Origin of the sequence: Chitinophaga sp. RCC_12 (assembly GCF_041360695.1) — a bacterium.
Classification (GTDB): Bacteria; Bacteroidota; Bacteroidia; order Chitinophagales; family Chitinophagaceae; genus Chitinophaga.
In genome coordinates this window covers 161,538-185,129 of sequence record NZ_JBFUPS010000002.1, presented here as the reverse complement: position 1 = coordinate 185,129, position 23,592 = coordinate 161,538, and the positions used below count along the sequence as shown (strand labels likewise).

Genomic DNA, 23,592 nt, shown 5'->3' with positions numbered 1-23,592 from the left:
TACAAATACTTAACATTAAATTTAGTATAGGTTAACATTCCGGTCACATAGGATTTTGAGCTTTGCATGTAAAATAAAATTATCCAAACCTACATTTACATGCAATCAAATCTACATCGGGCGCTCAAAAGGCAGCTATGCGCCATGTTATTGCTGCTGTTCATCACCCTATCTGTACATGCCCAGCAGGCAATTACAGGAAAAGTTATCGCGGGCGACGACCGTCAGCCGGTAATAGGAGCCACCGTTAAAGTAAAAGGCGCCAACCGCGGCGCTGTTACCGATGCCACCGGCAGCTTCGCTATCTCCGCCGCCAGCACCGATGTACTCCAGGTCAGCTTTATTGGCTTCCTCCCTGAACAGTACGCACTGAAAGGCGCTTCAGATGTAACTATCATCCTTCAGCCGGATAAAAAAGCCCTCGACGAAGTGGTGGTAACGGCCCTGGGTATACGAAAAGAAGTAAAACGGGTAGGTTATTCTGTACAGGAAGTAAAAGGAGCAGACCTGATCAAAGCCAGGGAACCCAACCCGGTAAACGGTTTGGCAGGTAAAGTAGCCGGTCTTACCGTAGGTGCCTCTGCTGAACTGCTGTCGGCCCCACTGGTATTGCTCCGAGGTAATAATATAGGTTTGTATGTAGTAGACGGCGTACCCATTAATTCCGATACCTGGAATATTTCTCCCGATGATATTGAAAGCTATACCGTACTGAAAGGGGTAACTGCTTCCGCATTGTATGGCTCCCGTGGCCTCAATGGCGCCATCATGATCACCACCAAAAAAGGAACAAAAGATAAGCGCGGCCTTTCTATTGATTTTAACTCCAGTACCATGTTCGAAAAAGGATTCAATGCCATCCCAAAAGTACAGGATGAATACGGTCCCGGCGATCATGGTAAATATGCTTTTGTAGATGGTAAAGGTGGTGGAACCAACGATGGCGACTACGACGTATGGGGCCCTAAATTCGAAGGGCAGCTCATCCCTCAGTACGATAGCCCGGTAGACCCGGCAACAGGTAAACGTACCGGCACCCCATGGATTGCCCGAGGCAAAAACAACCTGCAACGCTTCCTGCAAACAGGTATGCTGAGTACCAATAACATCGCGGTATCTTCCCACACAGAAAAAGCCGATCTGCGCTTCTCCCTGTCGCATTCCTACCAGAAAGGAATTGTTCCCAACACCTCATTGAACATTACCAACTTCAATATCTCCGCAGGTTATAACTTCAACTCCCGGTTACGACTGGATGCCTACATGAACTATAACCGCCAGTATTCCAACAATTTCCCGGATGTAACCTACGGCCCCAACAGTATCATTTACAACACCCTGATATGGGCAGGCGCCGACTGGAGCATGGACGATATGCGCAACTACTGGCAGCCAGGCAAAGAAGGTATCCAATCTATTTACGCGGAATATCAACGCTATCATAACCCCTGGTTCATGACCTACGAATGGTTACGCGGCCACTATAAAACAGACGTAAACGGGTATGCAAAACTGAACTATAAGTTCAGCGATAAGCTGGAACTGCTGGCCCGTACACAAATCACTACCTACGACCTGATGAGGAATGAAAAAGTGCCTTTCTCCGCACACCCTTATGGCCGTGAAGAAGGAAAAGGCGACTACCGGGAAGACAAACGCAGCATGTTTGAAAACAACACCGATGTACTGTTGTCTTACACCAATACCTTTCCCCATAAAATAGGCATCCACGCCTCCGTAGGCGGTAATGCACGCTCTTACAGGTATAACTCCAGCTACGTGTCTACCGGTTACCTCAATGCGCCGGGATGGTACGGATTTGCTAACAGCCGCGATCCATTGTTTGCTACCAACTACTACGCACCTATGCTGGTATTGAGCGCGTATGGTTATATAGATATCGACCTGGGGAAATATGCTACCATCTCCCTCACTGACCGTATCGATAAAGCCTCTAACCTGCCAATTCAAAACAACGTATACTCTTATCCATCTGTTGCAGTCAGCACCGTATTGTCGGATTACATCCAGCTGCCGGAAGTGGTTTCCTTCCTGAAGCTGCGCGGCTCCTATGCTAACGTGAAAGGCGGCTTTACGCAGGCCACCATCGGCGCTACACCGCTGGCTACCTACCCGCTCGGATATGGCTCTGAATACCAGTCGTCTTATGATGGCCCTATCTACAATACTTCTTTCTATAATGTGGCCCCGGTTTACCAGAACCAGGCAGGCGCCTATATCTCACAAACGATCGCTAATCCCGACCTGAAACCATTTGCCAGCAAGGTGGTGGAAACAGGCGTGGATATCCGTTTCCTGAAGAATCGTATAGGCATCGACGGTACTTACTTTACCAGTCAGAATGGCCCACAGATCTACGATGTAATTATTCCAAGTGCAACCGGTTATGCAAAGAACCGTATCAATGGCGTAAACACCCGTAAAACAGGCTACGAAGTATCCCTGAACGGCAGTCCGCTCAGGAACCCGAATGGTCTTAACTGGAACGTAACCGCCAACTGGTCTACCTTCCAGGAAAAGTATACCAAGATCTACGATGGGGAAGACAAGCTGAACGCCTTTGTAGGCGTGGGCGACCGGGTAGACAAGATCTATGGTACCACTTTCGTGAGGTCAGCCGACGGCCAAATCATTAACGGTTCGGATGGCCGCCCGGTGGTGAACCCAACGCAGCAATTCCTCGGTAACGCCAGCGCCGACTGGGTTTGGGGTATCAACAACAGTTTCAGTTATAAAGGCATCAGCCTCAGCTTCCAGTTCGATGGCCGCGTAGGTGGCAACATGATCGATTATATCCAGCAGCAAACTTTCCGTGGAGGACGTAATATCCTTACCACAGAAGGCGCAATGGGAGAGGCCCGCTACCAGGATTATAAAGGCGTGAAATCTTACCTTGGCCAGGGCGTGGTAGTTAGCAACAACGTACCTATCCAGTATGATAACAACGGCAATGTTACCAACTACGATAAACTGCAGTATGAAGGAAACACTACCAAAACATTCCTGCAGGATTATATCAGCGTATACTACAGAACAAACGAAGCTAACCTGATCAGTAAAACATTTGCAAAACTGCGTGAGGTAACCATTGGTTACGCACTGCCGCAAGCCATATTGAGAGGCACTTTTATCAGATCAGCCAATATATCATTTGTAGGTAGGAACCTGCTCTATTTTGCAAAGAATAAAGATGTGGATCTCGACCAGTATCCGGGTGCGGACCAGGGCGCTTCTACCCTGCAAACACCTACTACAAAGAGATATGGCTTTAATATCAATCTCAGCTTCTGATCTGTCACTTTAAAACAATGTATTGTATGAAATCTTTCAAAATATTAACCTTCCTTGCTTTAACAGGTGCTGTACTCAGTAGCTGTAACAAGAAGTACGATGACTATGCTATCAACACCAACAAGCCTGCGCAAACGCCTCCCAGCCTGGTATTGGGTGGGGTGCTGGCAGATATGAATACAGATAAACCATGGAGCAATGTGATGCGCTGGAACCAGTTCGACTGCTGTAACTACAACTATTACGGCGATCAGCGTTACGACTGGGGCGGTGCAGACCTCAACAGTTATTACAGCATGACTAACGTGCAAAAAATGGAAGTGGAAGCCACCCGTTTAGGCGGACAGGCAGTGAATCCATATTCTGCATTGGGTAAATTTTTCCGGGCCTGGTTCTTTTATCGTATGACCAACCTGGTAGGGGATTTACCAATGAAAGATGCACTACAGGGAAAAGATAACCTGACGCCGGCATATGATGAACAGAAGAAAGTATTTGTTCAGATCCTGCAATGGCTCGATGAAGCCAACACACAGCTGGGACAGCAGATTGCCAACCCGGATAAAAGCAATACCGCCGAAGGACAGTTGTTGAAAGGTGATTTTTATTATGGCAATGACCTCGGCAAATGGCAGCGCGCAGTAAACACTTTCCGTTTGCGGGTGCTCATTACTTTAAGTAAGAAAACAGCCGATGCAGATCTGAAAGTAGCCCAGCAGTTTAAAGATATTGTTAGCAATCCTGCTAAATATCCGCTGATGGAATCGGCCGATCAGAACCTGCAGTTTATCTACAACAATATCAATAAATATCCATCCAACCCGGATAACCTCGGCTTTGATGCTACGCGGTATAATATGTCTGCCACCTACCTGAATACTCTGGTAGCGCTCAATGATCCGCGGGCATATATCACCGCCGAACCCGCCACAGAACAGGTGAATAAGCTGGGTAAGTCACCAGCTGATATCACTGCTTATGTGGGCGCCGCTTCCGGTGAAAGCCTGGATAATATGTCTTCAAAAATGTCTGATGTAAATAATGCAGTATATTCCGTTCGCAGCCGCAGCCGTTATTACAGCAGTTATGCCGCTGAGCCGGGCGTATTGCTTGGTTTCCCGGAGTTATGCTTTAACCTGGCCGAAGCGGCCAACCGTGGCTGGATACAGGCAGATGCAGAAGCCTGGTATAAAAAGGGGATCAAAGCCTCTCTCAGCTTTTATAGCATTCCGGCCGAAGCTGCCGGCTCCATTATTAAAACGTATGGTGGTCAACGTTATGAAGTACCGTTCGATTTTGAAAACAGCTATTATAAACAAGCGAACGTGCAATACAAAGGCAACAATGCACAGGGACTTGCGCAAATCCTGACCCAGAAATACCTCGCCTTTTTTGAAAACTCCGGCTGGGAAGCTTATATCAACTGGAGAAGAACCGGCATCCCCACTTTCAGCGTAGGCTCCGGTACGGGCAACAGCGGCATTATCCCCAAACGTTTCAAGTATCCTGATTCCGACCGCTCTTCTAATACCATTAACTGGACCGCCTCCCTGAAAAACCAGTTTGGCGGCACAACAGACGACATCAACGCGGATATGTGGCTGCTGAAGTAGGAGTGTGACGCGGATTTTGTCTTTCTCGCTGATTACGCTGATTATACTGATTACCCGGATTTTTACTTTTGGATTTTTTTAGATTTTTAGATTAATAATTAAGGGAGATGAAAGCGAATATATCCGCTTCTATCTCCCTTAATCCTTTAAAAAATCCAAAAGTAAAAATCCGGGTAATCAGTATAATCAGCGTAATCAGCGAGAAAGACAAAATTCGCTCCTGTGTTTAATAATACTTAACATTAAGTTCAGCATTTGTTAACAATGGGTTTACATTGGACCCTCACCTTTGTCCCAAACCATTTGTTTACGATGTTGAATATTACCTGGATACAGAAGCGGTTGCAGCAGGCGCATCATCTTACATTTTCATTGTATGCTGCCCTGGTGGCCTTTGGTACTTATTCCTGCATGTATGCTTTCCGTAAGCCTTTTACGGCGGGGATTTTCGAGGGCGTTACTTTCCTGGGTATTGATTACAAGATCTGGCTGGTAATTACCCAAACAATTGGTTATGCCTGTAGTAAATTTTATGGTATCCGTTTTATTGCGGAAATGAAGGGGAACAAGCGGGCGCAGAGTATTATGGTGTTGATAGGGATAGCGTGGATAGCGCTGTTTTGTTTTGCGGTGGTACCGGCGCCGTATAATATCGCATTTCTTTTTCTCAACGGGTTTCCGCTGGGCATGATCTGGGGACTGGTGTTCAGTTACCTGGAAGGCCGGCGCAGCACCGAATTTATGGGTGCGGTGTTGTCTGTCAGCTTTATTTTTTCTTCGGGATTTGTAAAGTCGGTGGGTAAAATGACGGTGGTGAACTGGCATGTAACAGAGTATTGGATGCCTTTTATCACAGGCCTTATTTTTATAGTGCCTATCATGATCTGCATATTGTTGCTGGAACAGATACCGCCTCCTACGGCAGCAGATGAGCAATTGAGAACACGCCGGGCGCCTATGAATAAACCGGAGAGAAAGGCGTTTCTCCAGGCTTTTTTACCGGGGCTGGTGCTATTGATTGCCAGCTATGTGTTGCTCACCGTATTAAGGGATATGCGTGATAATTTTGCGGCAGATATCTGGAAAGATCTTGGTTATGGGGCCCAGGCAGGCATCTTCACTCAAACGGAGATTCCTGTATCTATAGCTATCATTGTGATCATGGGATTGCTGGTATTTGTGAAGAATAATTTCCATGCCTTTATGCTGAATCACTTTATTGTGATCACGGGATTTCTGGTGGCATTGATCAGTACCCTGTTATACAAGCAGCACCGGCTTGACCCGGTATGGTGGATGACTTTAACCGGATTGGGCTTGTATATGGGATATATCCCGTTTAACTGTATTTTCTTTGAACGCCTTATCGCGGTGTTTAAATACGTCAGCAATGTGGGCTTTATCATTTATGTGGCCGATTCCTTTGGTTACCTGGGAAGTGTGCTGGTGATGCTGTTTAAAAACTTCAGTGGCATGGCTTTGTCGTGGAGCCAGTTTTTTATGGATGCAGTACTGGGCGTATCCGTTACCGGCATCGTAATGATGATAGCTTCTGCCTGGTATTTTAAAAAAAGATATGAATCAGTGAACAATAAAAGTACTTCAAACCTCGGGGGAGAAGTACAGATTGCAGCCTGACCAATGGCGGGGAATGCATAAAAAAACGGCAAATCGTGCATGCTGAATGCGCAATTTGCCGTTCGTTTTTATAACAGGAATTTAATTCGCTTTGGCGTCTGTCGCGTCAGCTTTAGTTCCTTTTTTGCCTGGTTCATCTTTGGCATCTTTAAATTCACGTATGCCGCTACCCAAACCACGCATCAGCTCAGGTATCTTCTTACCACCAAACAATAACAATACTACTAATGCTATCAGCAGTAATTCTTTGATACCTATTTCCTGCAAAAACAAAAGCGGGATGTTCAGAAAAGATGTTGTCATTATAACAGATTTTATTATGTGCTTTTATATACGGTATATGCAAACATAAAGTTAGCACGAATTACCAGTTTTTTTGTTTTTTAGGGAGATATTTAAAAATATTAATATAATTGGCTTAAAGACAGTTGTTTACAGATTAGAAAATATCACTTTTGCCTCTCCGTTCTCCACTTGCAAATGCGAAATATGCCCATAATCCACCGAAATATCGAACGCATCCACGAGTGGCGTATCGGTCACATGCGCCACTATACAGCGGATCACCCCGCCGTGTGTAATTAACACGGTATCCCTTCCGGCGGCGGTTATTTCTTCCAGAACCTGTATACTACGGTTATATAATTCTTCATAGCTTTCCCCGCCGGGAATGTGCTCAAACACTACGTTATCGGCCCATTTGCTTAATGCATTTTTGCTGATGTTATCCCAGGGCAACATTTCCCAGTTCCCAAAATTCATTTCCTTTAGCCGGTCGTCTTTAATGTAATTGCTGCCATACAAGGCGGCAGCCAGCTTCTCACAACGCTGCAAAGGGCTGGTATATACATCTACAGGGCCGGCCGGCAGGAGCGGCTTTATACGGGCTGCTTCGGTATCAAAACTGCCTGCTACATCCACGTCCGAGGCTCCATAACAAATACCACTTTCTATTGCCGGCGTGGTATGCCGGATCAGATATATTTCCATGTAAGAATACAAAAGCATAAATAAATAACAGTTTCCGATACCTGCTGTACGGCGCCCAGGCAATCGCCGGTATAGCCGCCTATCCATTTCTGCATGAGCCGCACCATATACCAGCGGGCCAGTACCAGGGTGGGGAGGGTAAGCAGCAGGGTATAGTTATGCAGGTAAATCATGGCTGCAATGAAAGGAATAAAGCCCCATATGGCGGCTATTCCCAGGTCCGGTAAAGAGATGCCCTGGGCAATGGGCTTTGCTTTGCTGTCTTCGTTTTCCCGGACATATTTGTGGGTATACACTACCGTTACCGCTACAAAGCGGCTCAGTGGCTGCGCACTTGCGATCGTCAGCATTACTTTGTAAAGCGACAGTTCGCGCAGCGACAGGTATTTGAGGGTCATGATCAGCAACAGCCCCAGCATCCCGTAAGTGCCAATGCGGCTGTCTTTCATGATCTCCAGGATCTTCTCTTTGGTCCAGCCGCCGCCAAAACCATCACACATGTCGGCAAATCCGTCTTCATGAAAAGCGCCGGTTACCCATACGCCCACAATAATAGCCAGCAGGATGCTTACCATTGGCGGAGCAATGCCCCCCAGGATGTACAATACGCCTATCATAATTGCACCGGTTATCCATCCTATCAACGGGAGATAGCGGGTAGCTTTGCTAAGCATCTCCGGGGAGTAGGGGATATTAACGGGAACGTGTATACGCGTATAGAACATGATAGCGGTTAGCAATAGCTGCCACTGTTTTTTCATATAGTACGGTTTGATACCTGAGCACTGTTAAAACTGGCCATTTCTTCCAAAAAAGCTACCGCGCTTCGAATCAGCGGAATGGCCAGTGCCGCGCCGGTGCCTTCTCCCAAACGCATGTCCATCTGTAAAAGCGGCGTTACTTCAAGATGCTGCAGCATGGCTTTATGCCCTTTTTCTTCAGAGCAATGGGCGAAGATGCAATAGTCTTTCACCGCAGGTTGCATTTTCACGGCTGCCAGCAAAGCGGCGGTTACAATAAAGCCATCTATTACTATCAGCATTTTTAAGGCCGCGGCCTGTTGTATGGCGCCGCAGATCATGGCAATTTCAAAGCCGCCGAATGTAGCGAGGGCCTGCTCCGGCGATGCCGGCGAGGCATGTTTAGCCATTACCTGTTGCAGAATAGCCCTTTTTTGCGCCAGTTGCTGCGTGTTGCTGCCAGTGCCGGCACCGGTGCATTCGGCCACCGCTATGCCGGTAAAGTGGCTCATCAGCAACGATGCTGCGGAGGTATTACCGATGCCCATTTCTCCAAAACCAACCACATTGCAACCTTTTTCGTGGAGCAGCTTTACCTCGGCGGCGCCCGCCTGCATGGCCAATTTACACTGGTCCAGCGACATGGCCGGCATATGCAAAAAGTTTTGCGTACCCATACCCATTTTACGGTCTTTCAATTGCGGATGCGGCGCAAACTCATGATTTACCCCGGCATCTACCACTGTCAGGTCCAGCTGATGCTGCCTGCAAAACACGTTGATAGCTGCACCGCCATTCAGAAAATTATATACCATCTGCGCGGTAACGGCCTGTGGAAAAGGATTCACCTGTCCGTCGGCGGCGATGCCATGATCGCCTGCAAATACAATGATAGCCGGGTTCTTCACGGAGGGCGTCAGTGTATTTTGCACCAGGCCAGCCTGTAACGCAATTTGTTCCAGTCTGCCCAGCGATCCGGGCGGCTTGGTCTTCTGATCTATCTTGTCCTGTAAGGCAGTTCTCAGCTCGGGTGATACTGGTGTTATCCGGATATCATTCATCATGAGGAATTTTTTTACGCGTCTTTTTTAATTACAACCGGGATACCGGAAATCATCAGGGTAACGGTGCCGGCTATACGGGCAATGTACTGGTTCACCCAACCCTGTAAGTCTGTAAACTTGCGCCCCGCTTCCGTTTCGGCATGCACGCCCATTCCAATTTCATTGGTCACTATAATAAAAGTACCTGCTTTCTGGTGAAGTGCGTGTATTTCTGCCTGGATGGCCTGGAGGGTATTATCAGTATGGTATTGGTGTTCAGTAAAGAAGTTAGTAAGCCACAGGGTAATACAGTCGATCACTACGGTATGGCCGTCCAGCGGGAGCCGGCTTACATACAGTTCTTCTTCATAGTTCACCCATGCGGAGCCTCTTTCTGCTTTATGCCGTTGTATGCGTTGTGCAAAGTCATCGTCCCATACTTTGGCGGTAGCCACGTATACCGGGTGAGCGCTTTGTGATAAGGCCAGCTCCTGTGCGTACCTGCTTTTACCCGAACGGGCGCCGCCTGTAATTAAGTGAAGCATAGAAAAGCTTTTAGCCTTTCCCGGTGGCTGGCTTTTATAGAAAGCCAACCACCGGAAGTTATTAGTTAAATAACGGCATTGCCGGGAAGAAGAAGCCCATGAAGTTCACGCTTTTCTTCAGGCTGCCGCTGCTGGCATCATAGATGTACAGCGTATTATCTTTATAGTTATCGCCGTAACCTGATTTTACGTCAGTTACCACGATGGTATTGTTACCGGGATTATATCTTACACCTGCACCATACATTTCACGGCCGGCCGGAATGGTTACAAACGGCGCAGTCAGGGAGTTAGGGTTCCCTACTGCATATTTGTATACTTCCCTGCCACCGGCGCCCCAGGCATTGGTTTTGCCAATGAATACGGCGTTTTCAATAGTGGATGCGCTGAGCATACCTGCATTCCATGCGCCCCATGCGCCATATACCGGGAATGGAACGGTAACGGTATCTATTTTCAGGTTGTTGGCATTAATAGCAAACAGCATGTTATTGCGGGCGGCCCAAACGGTACCATCCGGTGTGCGGGTAAAACCTACATCCGCAGGACCTAATACTTTTGACACGCTTAAATCGGTTTTGTTCAACGCCACCATACCCTGTGATTCCGACATAACGATGATGTAGCCTTCTGCTGCTACCATACCACCTACCTGTCCGGTTACGCCGGCCAGTTTACTGCCCAGGGCCAGTGTTTGCAGATTTACGGGGTATACGCCATCAGCAGTGCTTATTAAACCGGTATTGCTGTTCACGCCGCAAAAGGAGTTGGCGAAAGCCGGCAGCTGATCAATACGGCCGGTTTCTTTCATGGTGCCGGGATCTGCTACCACAAAGGCGCCCTCTTTGGACACGAGGTACATTTTATTGTTGTAAATGGCGCCGTAGTCGGTGGTGCCACCGAGTTGCTTGCCAGGATTATTACGTTTAAATACATACTGGTAAACGGAATCTTCCCCATTGCGGTAAAAATTCACATCGCCGCTTTCCTTACCATACTGGCCTTCATTTACCAGGAAGAAACCATTTTCAAATTTGCCCAACACCTTGATGCGGTAATAGTAGGTGGCGAGTGCGTTACCGGAAATTATTTTATAAGAGATGGTATAATCACCCCTTTCTGCTGCGGTGAAAGTATAGGTAGAATCGGTGCTCACCTGCACGCCATTTACCAGCCAGAGAAAAGTAGGGTTCTTCACTTCGGCCAGTTGCGGGCTCAACACCCGGGTGTCGCCAATATAGATGGTATCTTTGCCGTCTTTTAAGCCCGGAGCTACAATCTGTGGTACAATTACTTCTGCCTCATTATCTTTGGAACAGGAGGCTAATCCTGCAATAGCGAATACTGCTGCAATAAAGGAAACCTGAAATTTGCGTGAAATGCTGCGCATGTGTTGTGATTTATTTTCGTATGTCTTGTTTTCGTATGGGTGTTACAGTTAAACTGTAGCCAGGGTGCTAATACAGAAATGCTATGCAGAAGAGAGAAATAGTGAATCCCTATAATAATTTAGAGATTTAGAGTCAGACAAATGTGTTCATCTGCCTGAGCCCAAATCTCTAAAAAACAAATGTAAAAATATTATTGAGCAAAACGCAATCTGCGTTTAACCAGTTCGAAGCTGCCAAAGAAAATGCTGCTGTAAACGATGTTACCTACCAGTACATACCACATGTAAGGAATCGCCTGGATATAGCAGCTGGCTAATCCGGCGGCATCTTTGGTGTACGGTAATCCGGTGAGCAGGTTGGTAGAACCGCTTACCCACACGCCGAAGTTGGACACCAGGAAGTGCAGCAGCGCTGCGCCTGCAGAGCCCATCAGGATGTTGGCCACGCTTGCTTTCTTGATTAAAAGCTGACCCAGTAATACGATCAGCACAAAGCTGGCGTAGTTCCATACCCAGCCCCTGTACAGCAAGCCTTCCGCATATTGCTTATGGAAAACCTGCATCAGGATAATGTCGCTCACAAACAGCGTCAATAAAGGAAAGGCGTATGATTTCCACTTCTGTGAAAAAGAAGCGCCGCCAAATAAAGCCATTGCGCCTACCGGCGTAAACATAGCGATTGGTTGCATGGTGGCATCTGATCCCAACACGATACGTATTACACCAGCTGCCAGTATGAACAGCAGCAGTACGCCAAACCGTGGATTAAGATTCTTTAAAGACATTATGTTGGTTTTAATGTTTACAAATTAAATACAATACCGGTATTAAAATTGAACCGGCGTGAATTATAACCCGAAATATCAAAATACTGATAATCTGTAATATTTCTGAAACCGGCGAAAATTTTAAGCAAGTTACCAAATTTATATTCACCATATAAATCCAGGGTATAATAATCCCCCATCGGTTTGACGCCTTCAAACCGCTTATCTATGTATTTACCGGTGGCGGCCACGTACAGCGACCGCGTTGCCTGGTAGCCTAAAGTGGCGTTCACGGCGTGTTTGGGTATCCTGTACAGGTTGTAGTAGGAAGAATCCTTGCCGTTCTGGTTCACCGTAACGCGGCCATCCACATAGGCGTAATTGGCCGTTAGCTGCAGCGTCCTGGTAATTCTCCAGGTAGCTTCCACTTCAGCGCCATATGCCTTTTGTTTATTGGCATTACGGTACTGGCTGAAAAAGGTGACAGGATCAAAATAAAAGATCACCAGGTCGCGGGTATTCCGGGCAAAACCGGTTACCCGGAAATCTATTTTGCCATCAGCCACATTGGCCTGGTAACCGGCTTCGTAATTGGTAGTGGTTTCCGGCTTCAGATCCCGGTTACCATAGCCATTTGCATACAGCTGGTATAAAGTTGGAACGCTGTAGGCAGAAGATATATTGATAAATACTTTATGATGCGGATTAATCAGGTAAGATGGATTAATGGAGAAGGTTTGGTTATTACCATACAGGTTGTGATGATTAAACCGGCCACCCACTTCGAGATTAAAGCCACCCATATTACGCAGCAGGAACGAGGCGTATACGCTGATCTGGCTGGTGTGTGAGCTATCCGGCGATAACGTGGTGTTAACTATCCCCGGCATGAAGGTGCTTTCCAGGAAGTCTTTTTGATCGGTGGCGGAACGGTTATAGGCGGCGCCTCCGATCAGCCTGATCCGGCTGCTCAGGTCCAGGTTCACATAACTTTCCACCTGGTGGGTGTTGGCGGTAAACAGGGAGCTGTCGTACCGGGCATAAGCGCCCACGCCCACATAGCCGGAATCGTTTAAAATATCCCGTTTGGTATGCTGGTAGCTGTATAATACATGCCAGGAGCCGTTTTTAAAGCGGTATTCACTGTTAAACCCGTTGAGCAGGTACTTTGATTTGCCGTTATAATCCGTTTCGTCTTTATAGCCACCTTCATCGAGGTCGTGGTGGTAATTGCTGTAATTTAGCAGGTAGCCGAAGTTCCAGCGTTTTCCTGCAGCCAGGCCCAGTTTGGCAAAAACGCTGTTTTGCCGGAAGCCGTCTTTATCAAATCCGGCTTTATAGGTAGAGTCGTAAGCATCGGAGAAGCCCCTGGTTTTTTCGTGTTTATAGCTAACCAGGTAAGAGAAGCGGTTAACATTGCCATGTACATTTACATTGCCCTGGAAATCGTGATAACTGCCATAGCTGGCAGTGGCGCCCACACCGAACTTTTTACTGCCGGTTTTACGGGTAATGATGTTGATCACACCTGCTACTGCATTGGAGCCGTACAGGGTGGACTGGCTGCCCCGGAGTATTTCTATCCGTTCTACCTGGTCGGGGGAAATGAAGTTGAGATCAAAGGTATTATTGATCTGGGAGGCGTCGCTTACCGGCAGCCCGTCTACGAGGATCAGGGTGTTACCGTTGGAGGCCCCGCGCATATATACATTGGGTACGGTGCCCGGGTTGTTTTCAGCGCCGTTGATGATCAGGCCGGTTTGCTGGTTGAGGATGCCGGCAATGCTTCTGCCGCTGTTGCGCTCCAGGTATTCGTGTGAAAGGATGGTAACCACCTTGCCGGTTTCCCCGGCCTTTTGCGGACCTTTAGCGGCGGTAACGGTAATTTCATTCAGCTGGCTGATACGGCTGGTATCCTGTGCGGTAGCAGCAGTATACAGCACGGTAGATAAAAATAAGGAAGTGTAAAGTTTTAATTGCATCCGCGAAATATTAGTTGAAGGTTTATCAAAATAAAAATGCAGCTGGGACAAAGGTTAGGTTACTTTATCTCCGCTGCATTTTCAAAGGTAAATTGCCCTGGGGCAATTTACTTATCCCGGCATCCGGGAAATATATTTATCCATTTCTTTGATCTGGCTTACGATCTGCGCAGTGGTAGGCTTTTGAGCTTTGGCCCTGCGAAAATATTCTTTGGCAGATTTGAAGTCGCGGCGGCTCATGGCAATAGAAGCCAGGGTTAACAGGGCTGCTGCCGTGTTTTCCTTGTCTGGCAAACCTTTCCGCATTGCAATTTTCAGGTTCTGATCAGCTGTTTTCAGGTCATTTTTCTGATAGGCGATAGTACCCAGCTGAAAATACTGCATCCCTTCGTATTCCTTCATCGGGCTGCCGGAGTTAATACTCTGGCGGATGGTGGATTCAGCTTTATCAAGATCATTGGAATACATGGCCATGTTGCTTTGCATAAAATAGTACACAGAGCGGATAGGTTTGTACAACAGTTTCGGGAACTTTACCTGGTTCATCAGGGCGGTGGCCCTTTCAATGTCGCCGGCTTCCACGGCTTCCTGTACCATTCTCATGGGACCAAACATCACATGTGTTACCAAACATACCAGTGCCAGCACCAGCACAATGGTGGCTTCCCACCAGCCAACAGTAAGGCCCAGCGCAATACCACCTGCCAGTAAAATAATACCGATCGGGAGGCGATATAGAATAAAAAAATTAAATGCTTTCATGAAAAAACAGTTCGTAAATCACTAATAGAGGGTGCAAAGATAAATAAAAAAAACACCTCATGGGTTTTCATTTCCGGCGTTTCAGATTCGCCATGGCGATGGCGCTTAATATGATGGCCACTCCGAGTATCTGCAGGGGCGATACGGATTCATGAAGGAAAATGGTAGCGGCCAGCATGGCCACGGGCAGCTCGGCAGCGCTGAGAATGGCGCCCAGCGATACCCCCGTTTGAGGCATCCCCTTTGAAAAAAGGAAAGGTGGCAGCACGGTACCGAAAAGCGAAAGGGGAATTCCCCAGATCCACAGGCTGGTGCCGGTAAACCGGCCATTAAACAGGTACAGCGGAGGGAAGATGAGGCTGATGAGTACAAATGCGCCGGTAACGATCCAGGCGCTTTTCAGCACCGGTCCCAGCGATGCCGCTACCCGGCCGCTTACTACTATAAATACGGTGTAACACATGGCTGCCAGCAAACCGAAGCCAATACCTTTCCAGTTCAGCGCGGTTTCCGTGTGGTTAAATACGCCTCCCGCCAGCAGGGTGCCGCCAAGAATAAAAAATACTGCCAGCCACTGTATAGGGGAAGGCCGCTTTTTATAAATGATCCATTCGGCCAGCATGCTCATCCAGGTAAACTGCATCAGTAATATGATGGCAATGCTTGCCGGAATATATTGTACACTCTGATAATAAGCAATGCTTACTAATCCTGTGGAACTGCCCAGGATAAAGCAGGTACGGGCATCCCTGTTAGCCAGGCCCACTGTTTTCCTGCCGGAAAATGCCTGGATAATCCATAACGCAAGCATGCCGAAACCCGCCTGTACACTGCATAATTCGCCTAATGTATACCCTTGCTGATAGCCTGATTTAACGATCGTTGATAATATCCCAAAGCTGCATGCGCCAAGCAACACAAGCAGTATGCCTTTCCACATAAGAATTGTTTTAGTGCTGCGAATGTATGTGAATTTAGCGGAGGCCATCGCCTCCGCTAAACGAGGCTATTTCTTTTTTTCAAGATTCGGTAACAAACCGGTAAGGAGCCCTATTAAAGGAAGATAGGCACAAACCTGGTATACGTAGGAAATACTGGTGGCATCTGCCAGGCGGCCCAGCAGGGCGGAGCCTACGCCGGCCATACCAAAGGCAAGCCCAAAAAATAATCCCGCAATCATGCCCACTTTACCCGGTACCAGTTCCTGTGCATAAACAAGGATGGCAGAGAAAGCAGAAGAGAGTATAACGCCAATGAATACACTGAGTACTGCCGTCCAGAACAGGGTGGCATGTGGCAGCAATAATGAAAACGGCGCCACACCCAGGATAGAGATCCAGATCACATATTTACGCCCGATCCGGTCGCCGACAGGGCCGCCGATAAAGGTACCTGCCGCTACGGCAAACAGGAAGATGAACAGGTACACCTGCGAAGCCTGCGTGGAAATATGGAAGCGGTCCATCAGGTAAAAAGTATAGTAGCTGGTCATACTGGCCATGTAAAAGTATTTGGAGAAGATCAGCACCAGCAGGATACCCAATGAAAATATCACGGTGGAATTGGATAGTTTCGGCCTGTTCAGGTCCAATGCAGCTTTTTTGGGTTTGATGCGGTGTGTATTGGAAAGATACCATTTGCTGATGTTCAGCATTACCACAATCGCGAGTAAGGCGGCTATGGAAAACCAGATCACATGAAACTGTCCGAAAGGAACAATCACCATCGCAGCGAGTAGCGGTCCGAGCGAACTGCCGGCGTTACCACCTACCTGGAATAGTGATTGCGCCATGCCGTGTTTCCCGCCGGAGGCCATATGCGCCAACCGGGAGGCTTCGGGGTGAAACACCGCAGAGCCAACGCCTACCAGTCCTACGGATACCAGCACCATCGGGAAGCTGTGCGACAAGGATAAACATACCAATCCAAGCAGGGAGAAACTCATGCCAATGGCCAGTGAATAAGGCTGTGGCTTTTTATCGGTGTACAGGCCCACCAGCGGTTGAAGCAGTGATGCCGACATCTGGAAGGTGAGGGTAATAAGCCCTACCTGTGTAAAATTTAATTTCAATGAATTTTTGAGTACCGGGTACATCGCAGGAATGAGCGATTGCAGGGTGTCGTTCAGGAAGTGGGTAAAACTTAACGCCAATAGGATCGACAGCACCGTTTGTTGTGCTGCCTGTTGTGTGGCTGCTTTGTGCTGTTCTGGTAATGTTGTTTCCATTTCTGTTCTTTTAAGATCAGATCATCTGATGTTTAAGGGTAAAAAAAATTATTTGTTCTGGTCACTGATTTTCGTTGCCCAAACCAGCGCCTTTTTGGGATCTTTATCTATAATGCTTTGCAGCAGTGCGTCGTGATAATGCTGTGTGTCAACAAAAGAATCCGTGTTGGCATACCGCAGCAGGAACGACTTTTTCAGGTGCTCTGCCACTGTTTTGTACAGGTCCCGCATAATTTCATTTTTACCTGCTTCCGCTATAGCGTTGTGAAAGTTGATATCCGCCTGGATACAAAGTTCCAGCTGGTTGGCGGATGCATATTCAAAACGTTTTTTCAGGAAGCCTTTCATCTTTTCGATATCCTTGTTGTTGCGGTGCATGGCGGCTTTTTCCGCAATCTTTACTTCCAGCAGGAAGCGCACTTCATTCAGGTCTTTGAAATCGGCCCGCTGCAGCCGCTGTGATAGTGCTTCTCCGGTACCTGATTGTGATAATACAAAGGTACCCAACCCCTGTTGCACCCGCACCAGCCCCCGGTGCGCCAGTATTTTTACTGCTTCCCGGATGCTGGAACGCCCCACGGAAAACTGTAACATCAGCTCCGGTTCTGTGGGCAACTGTTGTCCTACGGCATATTTACCGGAAGCAATCAGCTCCTGCAGTCGGTCCGCTACCTCTTCAGCCAGGCTGAGTCGTTTTAAAGGAGAAGTATTTGTAGTCATCATATCATCTGATGTTTGCAAAGGTAATAGAACTTTTTACCTTTTTCATTTTTTTTCGGAAGAGGAGGAGATGGACAGTGTGATGACATAGGCAGGTATTACTTGTCGGATACTTCTTGGATACTTCTCAGTTACTTAGGACTAGCGTATGTGTCGTACTCCCTATATAGTCCCCATACAGTCCCTATATAGTCCCCATATAGTCCCCATACTGTTCCCATACACTCACCATACACTCATGATACACTTCCCATACACTCCCCATACACTATGTCTCGTCCTGAAATAGCTTTACACCTTTGTCAGATAATCCTGTTTTAAGTTTGCATACTTTCATTCATCATTTTCTGCTTTGCAAACTGTGGCAATAAGTTTATTTTGGCCGGATTGCTTATCAACATTACCTGCTATATGAGAAAATTAATACTGTCGTTATCCTTATTCATCACCTTCCATGCCTATGCGCAGGATGCGCTGAAGTACCAGACTCCCCCAAAGAGTATCCTGGAGCTGGCGATGGCAGCCCCTTCACCATCAACGGACTTTAGCAGCAAAGGAGATGTGATGCTGATCATGGAACGAACCAGTTACCCAACTATTGAAGAATTATCGCAACCGGAATACAAGCTGGCAGGAACACGTATTAACCCTGCTAACTTCGGGCCAAGCCGTGCAGGTTACATCACAGCTATCCGTATTAAAAACATTAAGGGCAACAGCGAATACGCCGTCACCGGCCTGCCAGCGAATGCACGTATTGGCAATATCAGCTGGTCGCCGTCGCAGAAAAGCATTGCCTTCACCCTTACAGACAACAGCCGCATTACCTTATGGAAAGCAGATGTTGCTACCGGCGCCGCCACACAGCAAAGTACCCGCGCCCTCAATGACATTGCAGGCCCGGCATTTACATGGATCGATGATAACCGCATCCTGGCGCTGGCAGTACCCGCCGCTATTGGCAAAGCACCGGAAAAGCCCCTGGCGCCTGCAGGCCCCACCGTGCAGCAAACTTCCGGTAAAGCAGCGCCGGCAGCCACTTACCAGGACATGCTCAAAAATCCATACGACGAGCAGCTGTTCGATTATTACTTTCAATCCGAACCGGTGATGATCAGCGCCAGCGGCGAACAGGTAATTGGTAAACCAGCTATTTACATCACCGCGGCTCCATCGCCGGATAATCAATACCTGCTGATGGAAAGCCTCCACCGTCCATATTCTTACCTGGTAGGCGCCCACCGTTTCCCCACGGAAGTGGAAATATGGAAAATGAATGGCGAACTGGTAAAGAAACTCGCCAGTAACCCGCTGGATGAGGTACGGCCCAAAGGTTTTGACGCCACCAGTAATTATCCGCGTTATTTCTCCTGGCGTAACGACGCACCAGCCACTATCTGGTGGGTACAGGCCCTCGATGGCGGCGATCCTAAAAAGGAAGTACCTTTCCGCGATGTGGTAAATACCCTGGCTGCCCCGTTCAGCGCAGCACCGCAGGAACTGGTGAAAACCGTGAACCGCTTTGCAGGCATCAGCTGGGCAAACGACCAGCTGGCACTGGTGTATGACGCCAACAGTACGCAGCAGAAAATAAAGGTAAGCCGCATAAACCCTGCAAACCCTTCGCAGGCGCCGGTTACGCTGATCGATCGTTCTGAAAACGACCGGTATAACGATCCGGGCACACCTGTAACAATAAAGAACCAATACAACAGGGCTGTTTTATACGTGTCGCCTTCACATGATTTGCTGATGACGGCGCCAGGCGCTTCCCCTGAAGGAGACCGCCCGTTCCTGTCTTCCTTTAATTTAAATAACGGCAAACAAAAAATCCTGTGGCGCTCCGCTGCACCTTATTACGAACAGGTGGCCGATGTGATTGACCCTGCCAGGCTCGTGGTAGTGATAGCACGCGAATCGGTTTCATCTCCCGTAAACTACTACCTGCAAAACCTGAAAAAGAAGTCATCCGTGGCGCTGACCGCATTTCCACATCCACAGCCGCAACTGAAAGGCGTGCAGAAACAACTGCTGAAATACAAACGCAAAGATGGGGTGGACCTCACCGCTATGTTATACCTCCCGGAAGGTTACGACCCTGCCAAAGATGGCCGCCTGCCGGTGCTGATGTGGGCTTATCCACGTGAATACAAATCTGCCAGCGATGCCGCCCAGGTACGTGGCTCCGCCTACAGGTTTACCCGCGTTAACTATGGCTCGCCCATTTTCTGGGTAACCCGCGGCTTTGCGGTAATGGATGCTACCGAAATGCCCATTGTGGGCGAAGGCGATAAAGAACCTAATGATACTTTTATCGATCAGCTGGTGATGAATGCGGAAGCCGCCGTGAACAAGATCACGGAAATGGGCGTGGGCGATAAGGACCGTATAGCAGTTGGTGGCCATTCTTACGGCGCCTTTATGACATCTAACCTGCTCGCACATACGAACCTGTTTAGAGCAGGTATTTCCCGCAGCGGCGCTTATAACCGTACATTAACGCCATTCGGATTCCAGAACGAACAACGCACTTACTGGCAGGCGCCGGAAGTGTATTATAAAATGTCGCCTTTCTCTTATGCAGATAAGCTGAAAACGCCCATTCTCCTGATTCACGGGGAAGCCGATAATAACTCCGGCACATTCCCTATCCAAAGCGAGCGACTGTATAACGCCATTAAAGGCAATGGCGGCACGGCGCGCCTGGTATTCCTGCCGCAGGAAAGCCACGGCTATGCCGCTAAGGAAAGTATCCTGCATATGCTGTGGGAAATGGACGAATGGCTGATGAAATATGTAAAACAATAAATATTACCCCGTAATTTCTGTGATGATCCGCCCGGATCATCACAGAAATTATTACGATAAGTAAAAAGTACCATTAAAGCCCCTAATACCACAACCCCCGTTCTTACTTCCTTTGTACCTTTGTTGCATCATGTCAAAGGCGCTCATTCCAACATACGATATCTGTTCCCTGGCTATGGGAAAGCCGGCATCGGAAGATATACTGGTGGCCAGGTTTTCCGATTACCTGGCAGCACACCGGGATATTCATTTTCCTCACCGGCATTCATTTTATCACCTGGCATTTTTTACTGCCGGGGGTGGAAGTCATACGATCGACTTTGAAAAATTCCCGGTAAAGCCCGGACAATTATATTTTATGGTACCCGGCCAGGTACACAGCTGGTTTTTTTCCGGCGGGATAGAAGGTTACGTAATGAATGTATCTGCCGGTTTTTTTAATGCCTTCCTGCAGGATGCTGATTACGTGGAACGGTTTCCTTTTTTCAGCGGGGTAAGCGCAGAAGGAGTAGTACAGTTGCCTAAAGCCGCTATCCCCGTTGTAACCGCGCAGTTTGAAGGCATGCTGAAAGAAATGAAAGGTGACCAGGCTTACAGCCAGGATATGCTGCGGTTACAGGTGCTGGGAATGTTCATAGCCGTAAGCCGCGCCAGCAGGCAGGGGGAAACCCGTCAGGAATTGCCGCATAATTATGTGCTGCTGCGCAATTTCCGCAAGCTGGTGGAACAGCATTATATGCAGCTGCGGTTGCCGAAAGAATATGCCGCCCTGCTGTATGTAACACCTAATTATCTCAATGCCTTTTGCCGGCATATGCTGGGGAAATCGGCCGGGGAAATTATCCGCGACCGCGTACTGCTGGAAGCAAAACGGTTATTGATCAATGCTGATATGAGTATTGCCACTATTGCCTACCAGCTCAATTTTGCGGACAATTCTTACTTCACGAAGTTTTTTAAAAAATACGCAGGAACAACACCGGAAGAGTTCCGGAAACATATTTCCTGATAAATCTTCATTATATGTGTGCAGATAAAAATAATGTAAAACCCAGCCTGCTGAAAAGCCTGTTGGGAAATAAGTGCGCCCGTTGCAGAAGGGGATCTATCTATACTACCCCAAATCCCTACGACCTGAAAAACTGCTTAAAGATGCCCGATGTTTGCCCGGTATGCGGTCAGCCGGTGGAAGTGGAAGTAGGCTTTTACTACGGTACCGGCTATGTGAGCTATGCACTGTCTATTGCGGTGTGTGTGGCCAGCCTCATTGCCTGGTGGCTGTTCATCGGCTTCTCCATTTACGACAACCGGATTTTCTGGTGGCTTGGGGTAAACGCCCTGCTGCTGGTAATACTGCAACCCCTGCTGATGCGATGGTCACGTACCATCTGGATGGCCTTTTTTGTATACTACGATGAAAACTGGCATCAGGGCCCTCCACAGGGAACGGGCCGGTCAAACGCAACTTTTAAGAACGCTATATAACAGGCCGGCAAACCAGGCAAAGAAACCGATAGGACGGAGATGGTAATTTACGGATCTATGGAGAGAACAAACGGACGAGTTATCCGTTATTATCTTTCTATGGGTCCGTTTTTCGTTTATTAATACCATCATAATTCGTTATCTTGTATTACTATTTGGCCCCTTATTCCAGTTGTAGCCTTTACTAACATCAATGATTATACGATGATGTTTTTCAGACAGCCCGGAAAATTTCTATTCATTTTTATTTTTTTGTTGTCAGTGAAGCCCAGGCTGAACGCGCAGGATAGCACCGTGCAGCAGCTCCCCGCACAGTGGACTTTACAGCAGTGTTTCGACTATGCGCTGAAAAACAATATCCAGTTAAACAGCCTGCGCCTGAGCAAAATGAGCAGCGACCAGGACCTGCTGCTGTCGCGTGCCGCCAAGCTGCCTAATCTTACGGGGTCCGTTTCCCAGGATCTTAACGGCGGCAAATCTGTTACCGCTGCCGGCAATTCTTCTTACCGGGTAAATACCACCGGTAATTATGGCGTTAACTCCAATGTTACCCTTTTCCAGGGCGGATATCTCAATAATGATATTAAACAGAAGAACCTGCTCACACAGATGGCAGGACTGAATATTGCCCAGCAGGTAAATGATATCACGGTACTGATTACACAAGCCTATCTGAATATCCTGCTGGCAAAGGAAAACACTGTATATGTGCAGGATGTGGTAGCCACCTCTGAAGCGCAGGTGAAGCAGGGACAACAACAATATGATGTGGGCAGCATTGCCCTGATAGGATTGGTGCAGTTAAAGGCGCAGCTGTCGAACGACCGTTACCTGCTGGTAACCGCCGAAAACCAGCACAGGCAGAACAAGCTGGTGCTGAAGCAACTGTTGCAGCTGCCCAGCAGCTATAATTTTGAAATCCAGGAGCCGGATACATTGATCACCAACACGCGGCTGTATGCCTTACAGGAAGTACAGGATTCTGCACTGGCCAACAGGCCGGAAATTAAAAGCAGTGAACTCGGCATCCAGGTATCAGACCTGGATCTGGCAAAGGCGCGGGCCGGGTATTTGCCCACGCTTACAGCCGGAGGCGCATTAGGATCTTCTTATGTTAGCGGAGGAGCCAACAGCGCTTACTTCAAGCAAATGGATAATAATTTTTATCAGCAGATAGGGCTCACTTTATCTGTTCCCATCTTCACCCGGCGGGTCGTGAAAACCAATGTGGAAAAAGCAAAAATAGAAGTGGATCAGTCGAAGCTGGTGTTGCAGGATACCAAAACAAATCTTACCCAAACGATAGAACAGTCATATATAGATGTGCTCAATGCGCAGTCGCAGTACGATGCTGCCGTGGAGCAGCTAAAATATTCACAGGAAGGTTACCGGATTGCCAGCGAACAATTAAAAGTGGGCGCTGCCAATATCGTGGTTTTTCTTCAGCAGAAAAATTTATATATACAGGCATTACAATCTTATATACAGGCGAAATACAATGCTGCTCTGAACATCAGGATATATGATTTTTACAGGGGCATACCGGTAAAACTATAAATGTAATTGAGGT

General features: G+C 47.8%; 19 protein-coding genes. 7 read left to right on the top strand and 12 right to left on the bottom strand.

Annotated features, from left to right (window positions below):
* Positions 1 to 99 precede the first annotated feature (99 nt).
* From AB6805_RS05930 to AB6805_RS05920, 3 genes are all read left to right on the top strand, one after another.
* The gene (locus tag AB6805_RS05930; RefSeq protein ID WP_370908533.1) at positions 100 to 3,312 is read left to right on the top strand and encodes a SusC/RagA family TonB-linked outer membrane protein; all 3,213 of its coding nucleotides are present in this window, start codon (positions 100 to 102) and stop codon (positions 3,310 to 3,312) included.
* 26 nt (positions 3,313 to 3,338) lie between these two features.
* A complete protein-coding gene (locus AB6805_RS05925; protein ID WP_111579867.1) occupies positions 3,339 to 4,925 on the top strand; it encodes a SusD/RagB family nutrient-binding outer membrane lipoprotein in 1,587 nt (528 codons plus the stop codon).
* A 312-nt stretch (positions 4,926 to 5,237) separates the two neighbouring features.
* Entirely contained in the window at positions 5,238 to 6,563 is a 1,326-nt protein-coding gene (locus AB6805_RS05920) for a DUF5690 family protein (RefSeq protein ID WP_370908532.1), read from the top strand.
* A gap of 81 nt (positions 6,564 to 6,644) precedes the next feature.
* On the opposite strand, the gene tatA is transcribed toward AB6805_RS05920, so the two are convergent.
* The 12 genes from tatA to AB6805_RS05860 all read right to left on the bottom strand — a co-directional run bounded on the left by tatA (position 6,645) and on the right by AB6805_RS05860 (position 17,732).
* Positions 6,645 to 6,866 carry a twin-arginine translocase TatA/TatE family subunit gene (gene tatA / locus AB6805_RS05915; RefSeq protein ID WP_370908531.1) on the bottom strand — a complete coding sequence of 74 codons (222 nt, stop codon included), beginning with the start codon at positions 6,864 to 6,866 and terminating at the stop codon, positions 6,645 to 6,647.
* A 129-nt stretch (positions 6,867 to 6,995) separates the two neighbouring features.
* Positions 6,996 to 7,553 carry an alpha-ribazole phosphatase gene (cobC, locus tag AB6805_RS05910; RefSeq protein ID WP_370908530.1) on the bottom strand — a complete coding sequence of 186 codons (558 nt, stop codon included), beginning with the start codon at positions 7,551 to 7,553 and terminating at the stop codon, positions 6,996 to 6,998.
* Positions 7,538 to 8,314 (bottom strand): adenosylcobinamide-GDP ribazoletransferase, encoded by a 777-nt coding sequence (locus AB6805_RS05905; RefSeq protein ID WP_370908529.1) that lies wholly within the window; start codon positions 8,312 to 8,314, stop codon positions 7,538 to 7,540. Before AB6805_RS05905 ends, cobC begins: the two co-directional genes overlap by 16 nt.
* On the bottom strand, positions 8,311 to 9,357 hold the full coding sequence (gene cobT, locus AB6805_RS05900; protein WP_370908528.1) for a nicotinate-nucleotide--dimethylbenzimidazole phosphoribosyltransferase: 1,047 nt from the start codon (positions 9,355 to 9,357) through the stop codon (positions 8,311 to 8,313). The genes AB6805_RS05905 and cobT overlap by 4 nt, the downstream gene beginning before the upstream one ends.
* Positions 9,358 to 9,368: 11 nt before the next feature.
* Complete coding sequence (cobU, locus tag AB6805_RS05895) at positions 9,369 to 9,881, bottom strand: bifunctional adenosylcobinamide kinase/adenosylcobinamide-phosphate guanylyltransferase (protein ID WP_370908527.1); 513 nt, start codon at positions 9,879 to 9,881, stop codon at positions 9,369 to 9,371.
* Positions 9,882 to 9,942: 61 nt separating this feature from the next.
* Complete coding sequence (locus tag AB6805_RS05890; protein ID WP_370908526.1) at positions 9,943 to 11,271, bottom strand: DUF5074 domain-containing protein; 1,329 nt, start codon at positions 11,269 to 11,271, stop codon at positions 9,943 to 9,945.
* A gap of 191 nt (positions 11,272 to 11,462) precedes the next feature.
* Positions 11,463 to 12,056: a DUF6580 family putative transport protein gene (locus tag AB6805_RS05885; protein WP_370908525.1), complete on the bottom strand. Its 594-nt coding sequence runs from the start codon at positions 12,054 to 12,056 to the stop codon at positions 11,463 to 11,465.
* Between the two features lie 17 nt (positions 12,057 to 12,073).
* A complete protein-coding gene (locus tag AB6805_RS05880) occupies positions 12,074 to 14,020 on the bottom strand; it encodes a TonB-dependent receptor plug domain-containing protein (protein ID WP_370908524.1) in 1,947 nt (648 codons plus the stop codon).
* A gap of 111 nt (positions 14,021 to 14,131) precedes the next feature.
* Positions 14,132 to 14,782, bottom strand: a complete 651-nt coding sequence (locus tag AB6805_RS05875) for a tetratricopeptide repeat protein (RefSeq protein ID WP_370908523.1) — start codon at positions 14,780 to 14,782, stop codon at positions 14,132 to 14,134.
* A 67-nt stretch (positions 14,783 to 14,849) separates the two neighbouring features.
* Positions 14,850 to 15,722, bottom strand: coding sequence for a DMT family transporter (locus AB6805_RS05870; RefSeq protein ID WP_370908522.1), 873 nt, complete (start codon positions 15,720 to 15,722; stop codon positions 14,850 to 14,852).
* A gap of 66 nt (positions 15,723 to 15,788) precedes the next feature.
* Entirely contained in the window at positions 15,789 to 17,009 is a 1,221-nt protein-coding gene (locus tag AB6805_RS05865; protein ID WP_370908521.1) for an MFS transporter, read from the bottom strand.
* 48 nt (positions 17,010 to 17,057) lie between these two features.
* Positions 17,058 to 17,732 (bottom strand): FadR/GntR family transcriptional regulator, encoded by a 675-nt coding sequence (locus tag AB6805_RS05860; RefSeq protein ID WP_370908520.1) that lies wholly within the window; start codon positions 17,730 to 17,732, stop codon positions 17,058 to 17,060.
* Positions 17,733 to 18,140: 408 nt separating this feature from the next.
* On the opposite strand from AB6805_RS05860, the gene AB6805_RS05855 reads away from it, so the two are divergent.
* The 4 genes from AB6805_RS05855 to AB6805_RS05840 all read left to right on the top strand — a co-directional run bounded on the left by AB6805_RS05855 (position 18,141) and on the right by AB6805_RS05840 (position 23,579).
* Positions 18,141 to 20,537, top strand: coding sequence for a prolyl oligopeptidase family serine peptidase (locus AB6805_RS05855; RefSeq protein WP_370908519.1), 2,397 nt, complete (start codon positions 18,141 to 18,143; stop codon positions 20,535 to 20,537).
* A gap of 130 nt (positions 20,538 to 20,667) precedes the next feature.
* Complete coding sequence (locus AB6805_RS05850; RefSeq protein WP_370908518.1) at positions 20,668 to 21,546, top strand: helix-turn-helix transcriptional regulator; 879 nt, start codon at positions 20,668 to 20,670, stop codon at positions 21,544 to 21,546.
* A 14-nt stretch (positions 21,547 to 21,560) separates the two neighbouring features.
* Entirely contained in the window at positions 21,561 to 22,022 is a 462-nt protein-coding gene (locus AB6805_RS05845; protein ID WP_370908517.1) for a DUF983 domain-containing protein, read from the top strand.
* Positions 22,023 to 22,283: 261 nt separating this feature from the next.
* Positions 22,284 to 23,579 carry a TolC family protein gene (locus AB6805_RS05840; RefSeq protein WP_370908516.1) on the top strand — a complete coding sequence of 432 codons (1,296 nt, stop codon included), beginning with the start codon at positions 22,284 to 22,286 and terminating at the stop codon, positions 23,577 to 23,579.
* Positions 23,580 to 23,592: the final 13 nt, after the last annotated feature.

What these genes read in the sequence shown, in the direction of transcription:
- AB6805_RS05890 (WP_370908526.1), bottom strand. Translation starts at nt 11,271, where the DNA reads ATGCGCAGCATTTCACGCAAATTTCAGGTTTCCTTTATTGCAGCAGTA.
- AB6805_RS05845 (WP_370908517.1), top strand. Translation starts at nt 21,561, where the DNA reads ATGTGTGCAGATAAAAATAATGTAAAACCCAGCCTGCTGAAAAGCCTG.
- cobT (WP_370908528.1), bottom strand. Translation starts at nt 9,357, where the DNA reads ATGATGAATGATATCCGGATAACACCAGTATCACCCGAGCTGAGAACT.
- cobC (WP_370908530.1), bottom strand. Translation starts at nt 7,553, where the DNA reads ATGGAAATATATCTGATCCGGCATACCACGCCGGCAATAGAAAGTGGT.
- AB6805_RS05855 (WP_370908519.1), top strand. Translation starts at nt 18,141, where the DNA reads ATGAGAAAATTAATACTGTCGTTATCCTTATTCATCACCTTCCATGCC.
- AB6805_RS05880 (WP_370908524.1), bottom strand. Translation starts at nt 14,020, where the DNA reads ATGCAATTAAAACTTTACACTTCCTTATTTTTATCTACCGTGCTGTAT.
- AB6805_RS05865 (WP_370908521.1), bottom strand. Translation starts at nt 17,009, where the DNA reads ATGGAAACAACATTACCAGAACAGCACAAAGCAGCCACACAACAGGCA.
- AB6805_RS05870 (WP_370908522.1), bottom strand. Translation starts at nt 15,722, where the DNA reads ATGTGGAAAGGCATACTGCTTGTGTTGCTTGGCGCATGCAGCTTTGGG.
- AB6805_RS05850 (WP_370908518.1), top strand. Translation starts at nt 20,668, where the DNA reads ATGTCAAAGGCGCTCATTCCAACATACGATATCTGTTCCCTGGCTATG.
- AB6805_RS05875 (WP_370908523.1), bottom strand. Translation starts at nt 14,782, where the DNA reads ATGAAAGCATTTAATTTTTTTATTCTATATCGCCTCCCGATCGGTATT.
- AB6805_RS05905 (WP_370908529.1), bottom strand. Translation starts at nt 8,314, where the DNA reads ATGAAAAAACAGTGGCAGCTATTGCTAACCGCTATCATGTTCTATACG.
- cobU (WP_370908527.1), bottom strand. Translation starts at nt 9,881, where the DNA reads ATGCTTCACTTAATTACAGGCGGCGCCCGTTCGGGTAAAAGCAGGTAC.
- AB6805_RS05920 (WP_370908532.1), top strand. Translation starts at nt 5,238, where the DNA reads ATGTTGAATATTACCTGGATACAGAAGCGGTTGCAGCAGGCGCATCAT.
- AB6805_RS05925 (WP_111579867.1), top strand. Translation starts at nt 3,339, where the DNA reads ATGAAATCTTTCAAAATATTAACCTTCCTTGCTTTAACAGGTGCTGTA.
- tatA (WP_370908531.1), bottom strand. Translation starts at nt 6,866, where the DNA reads ATGACAACATCTTTTCTGAACATCCCGCTTTTGTTTTTGCAGGAAATA.
- AB6805_RS05885 (WP_370908525.1), bottom strand. Translation starts at nt 12,056, where the DNA reads ATGTCTTTAAAGAATCTTAATCCACGGTTTGGCGTACTGCTGCTGTTC.
- AB6805_RS05930 (WP_370908533.1), top strand. Translation starts at nt 100, where the DNA reads ATGCAATCAAATCTACATCGGGCGCTCAAAAGGCAGCTATGCGCCATG.
- AB6805_RS05860 (WP_370908520.1), bottom strand. Translation starts at nt 17,732, where the DNA reads ATGATGACTACAAATACTTCTCCTTTAAAACGACTCAGCCTGGCTGAA.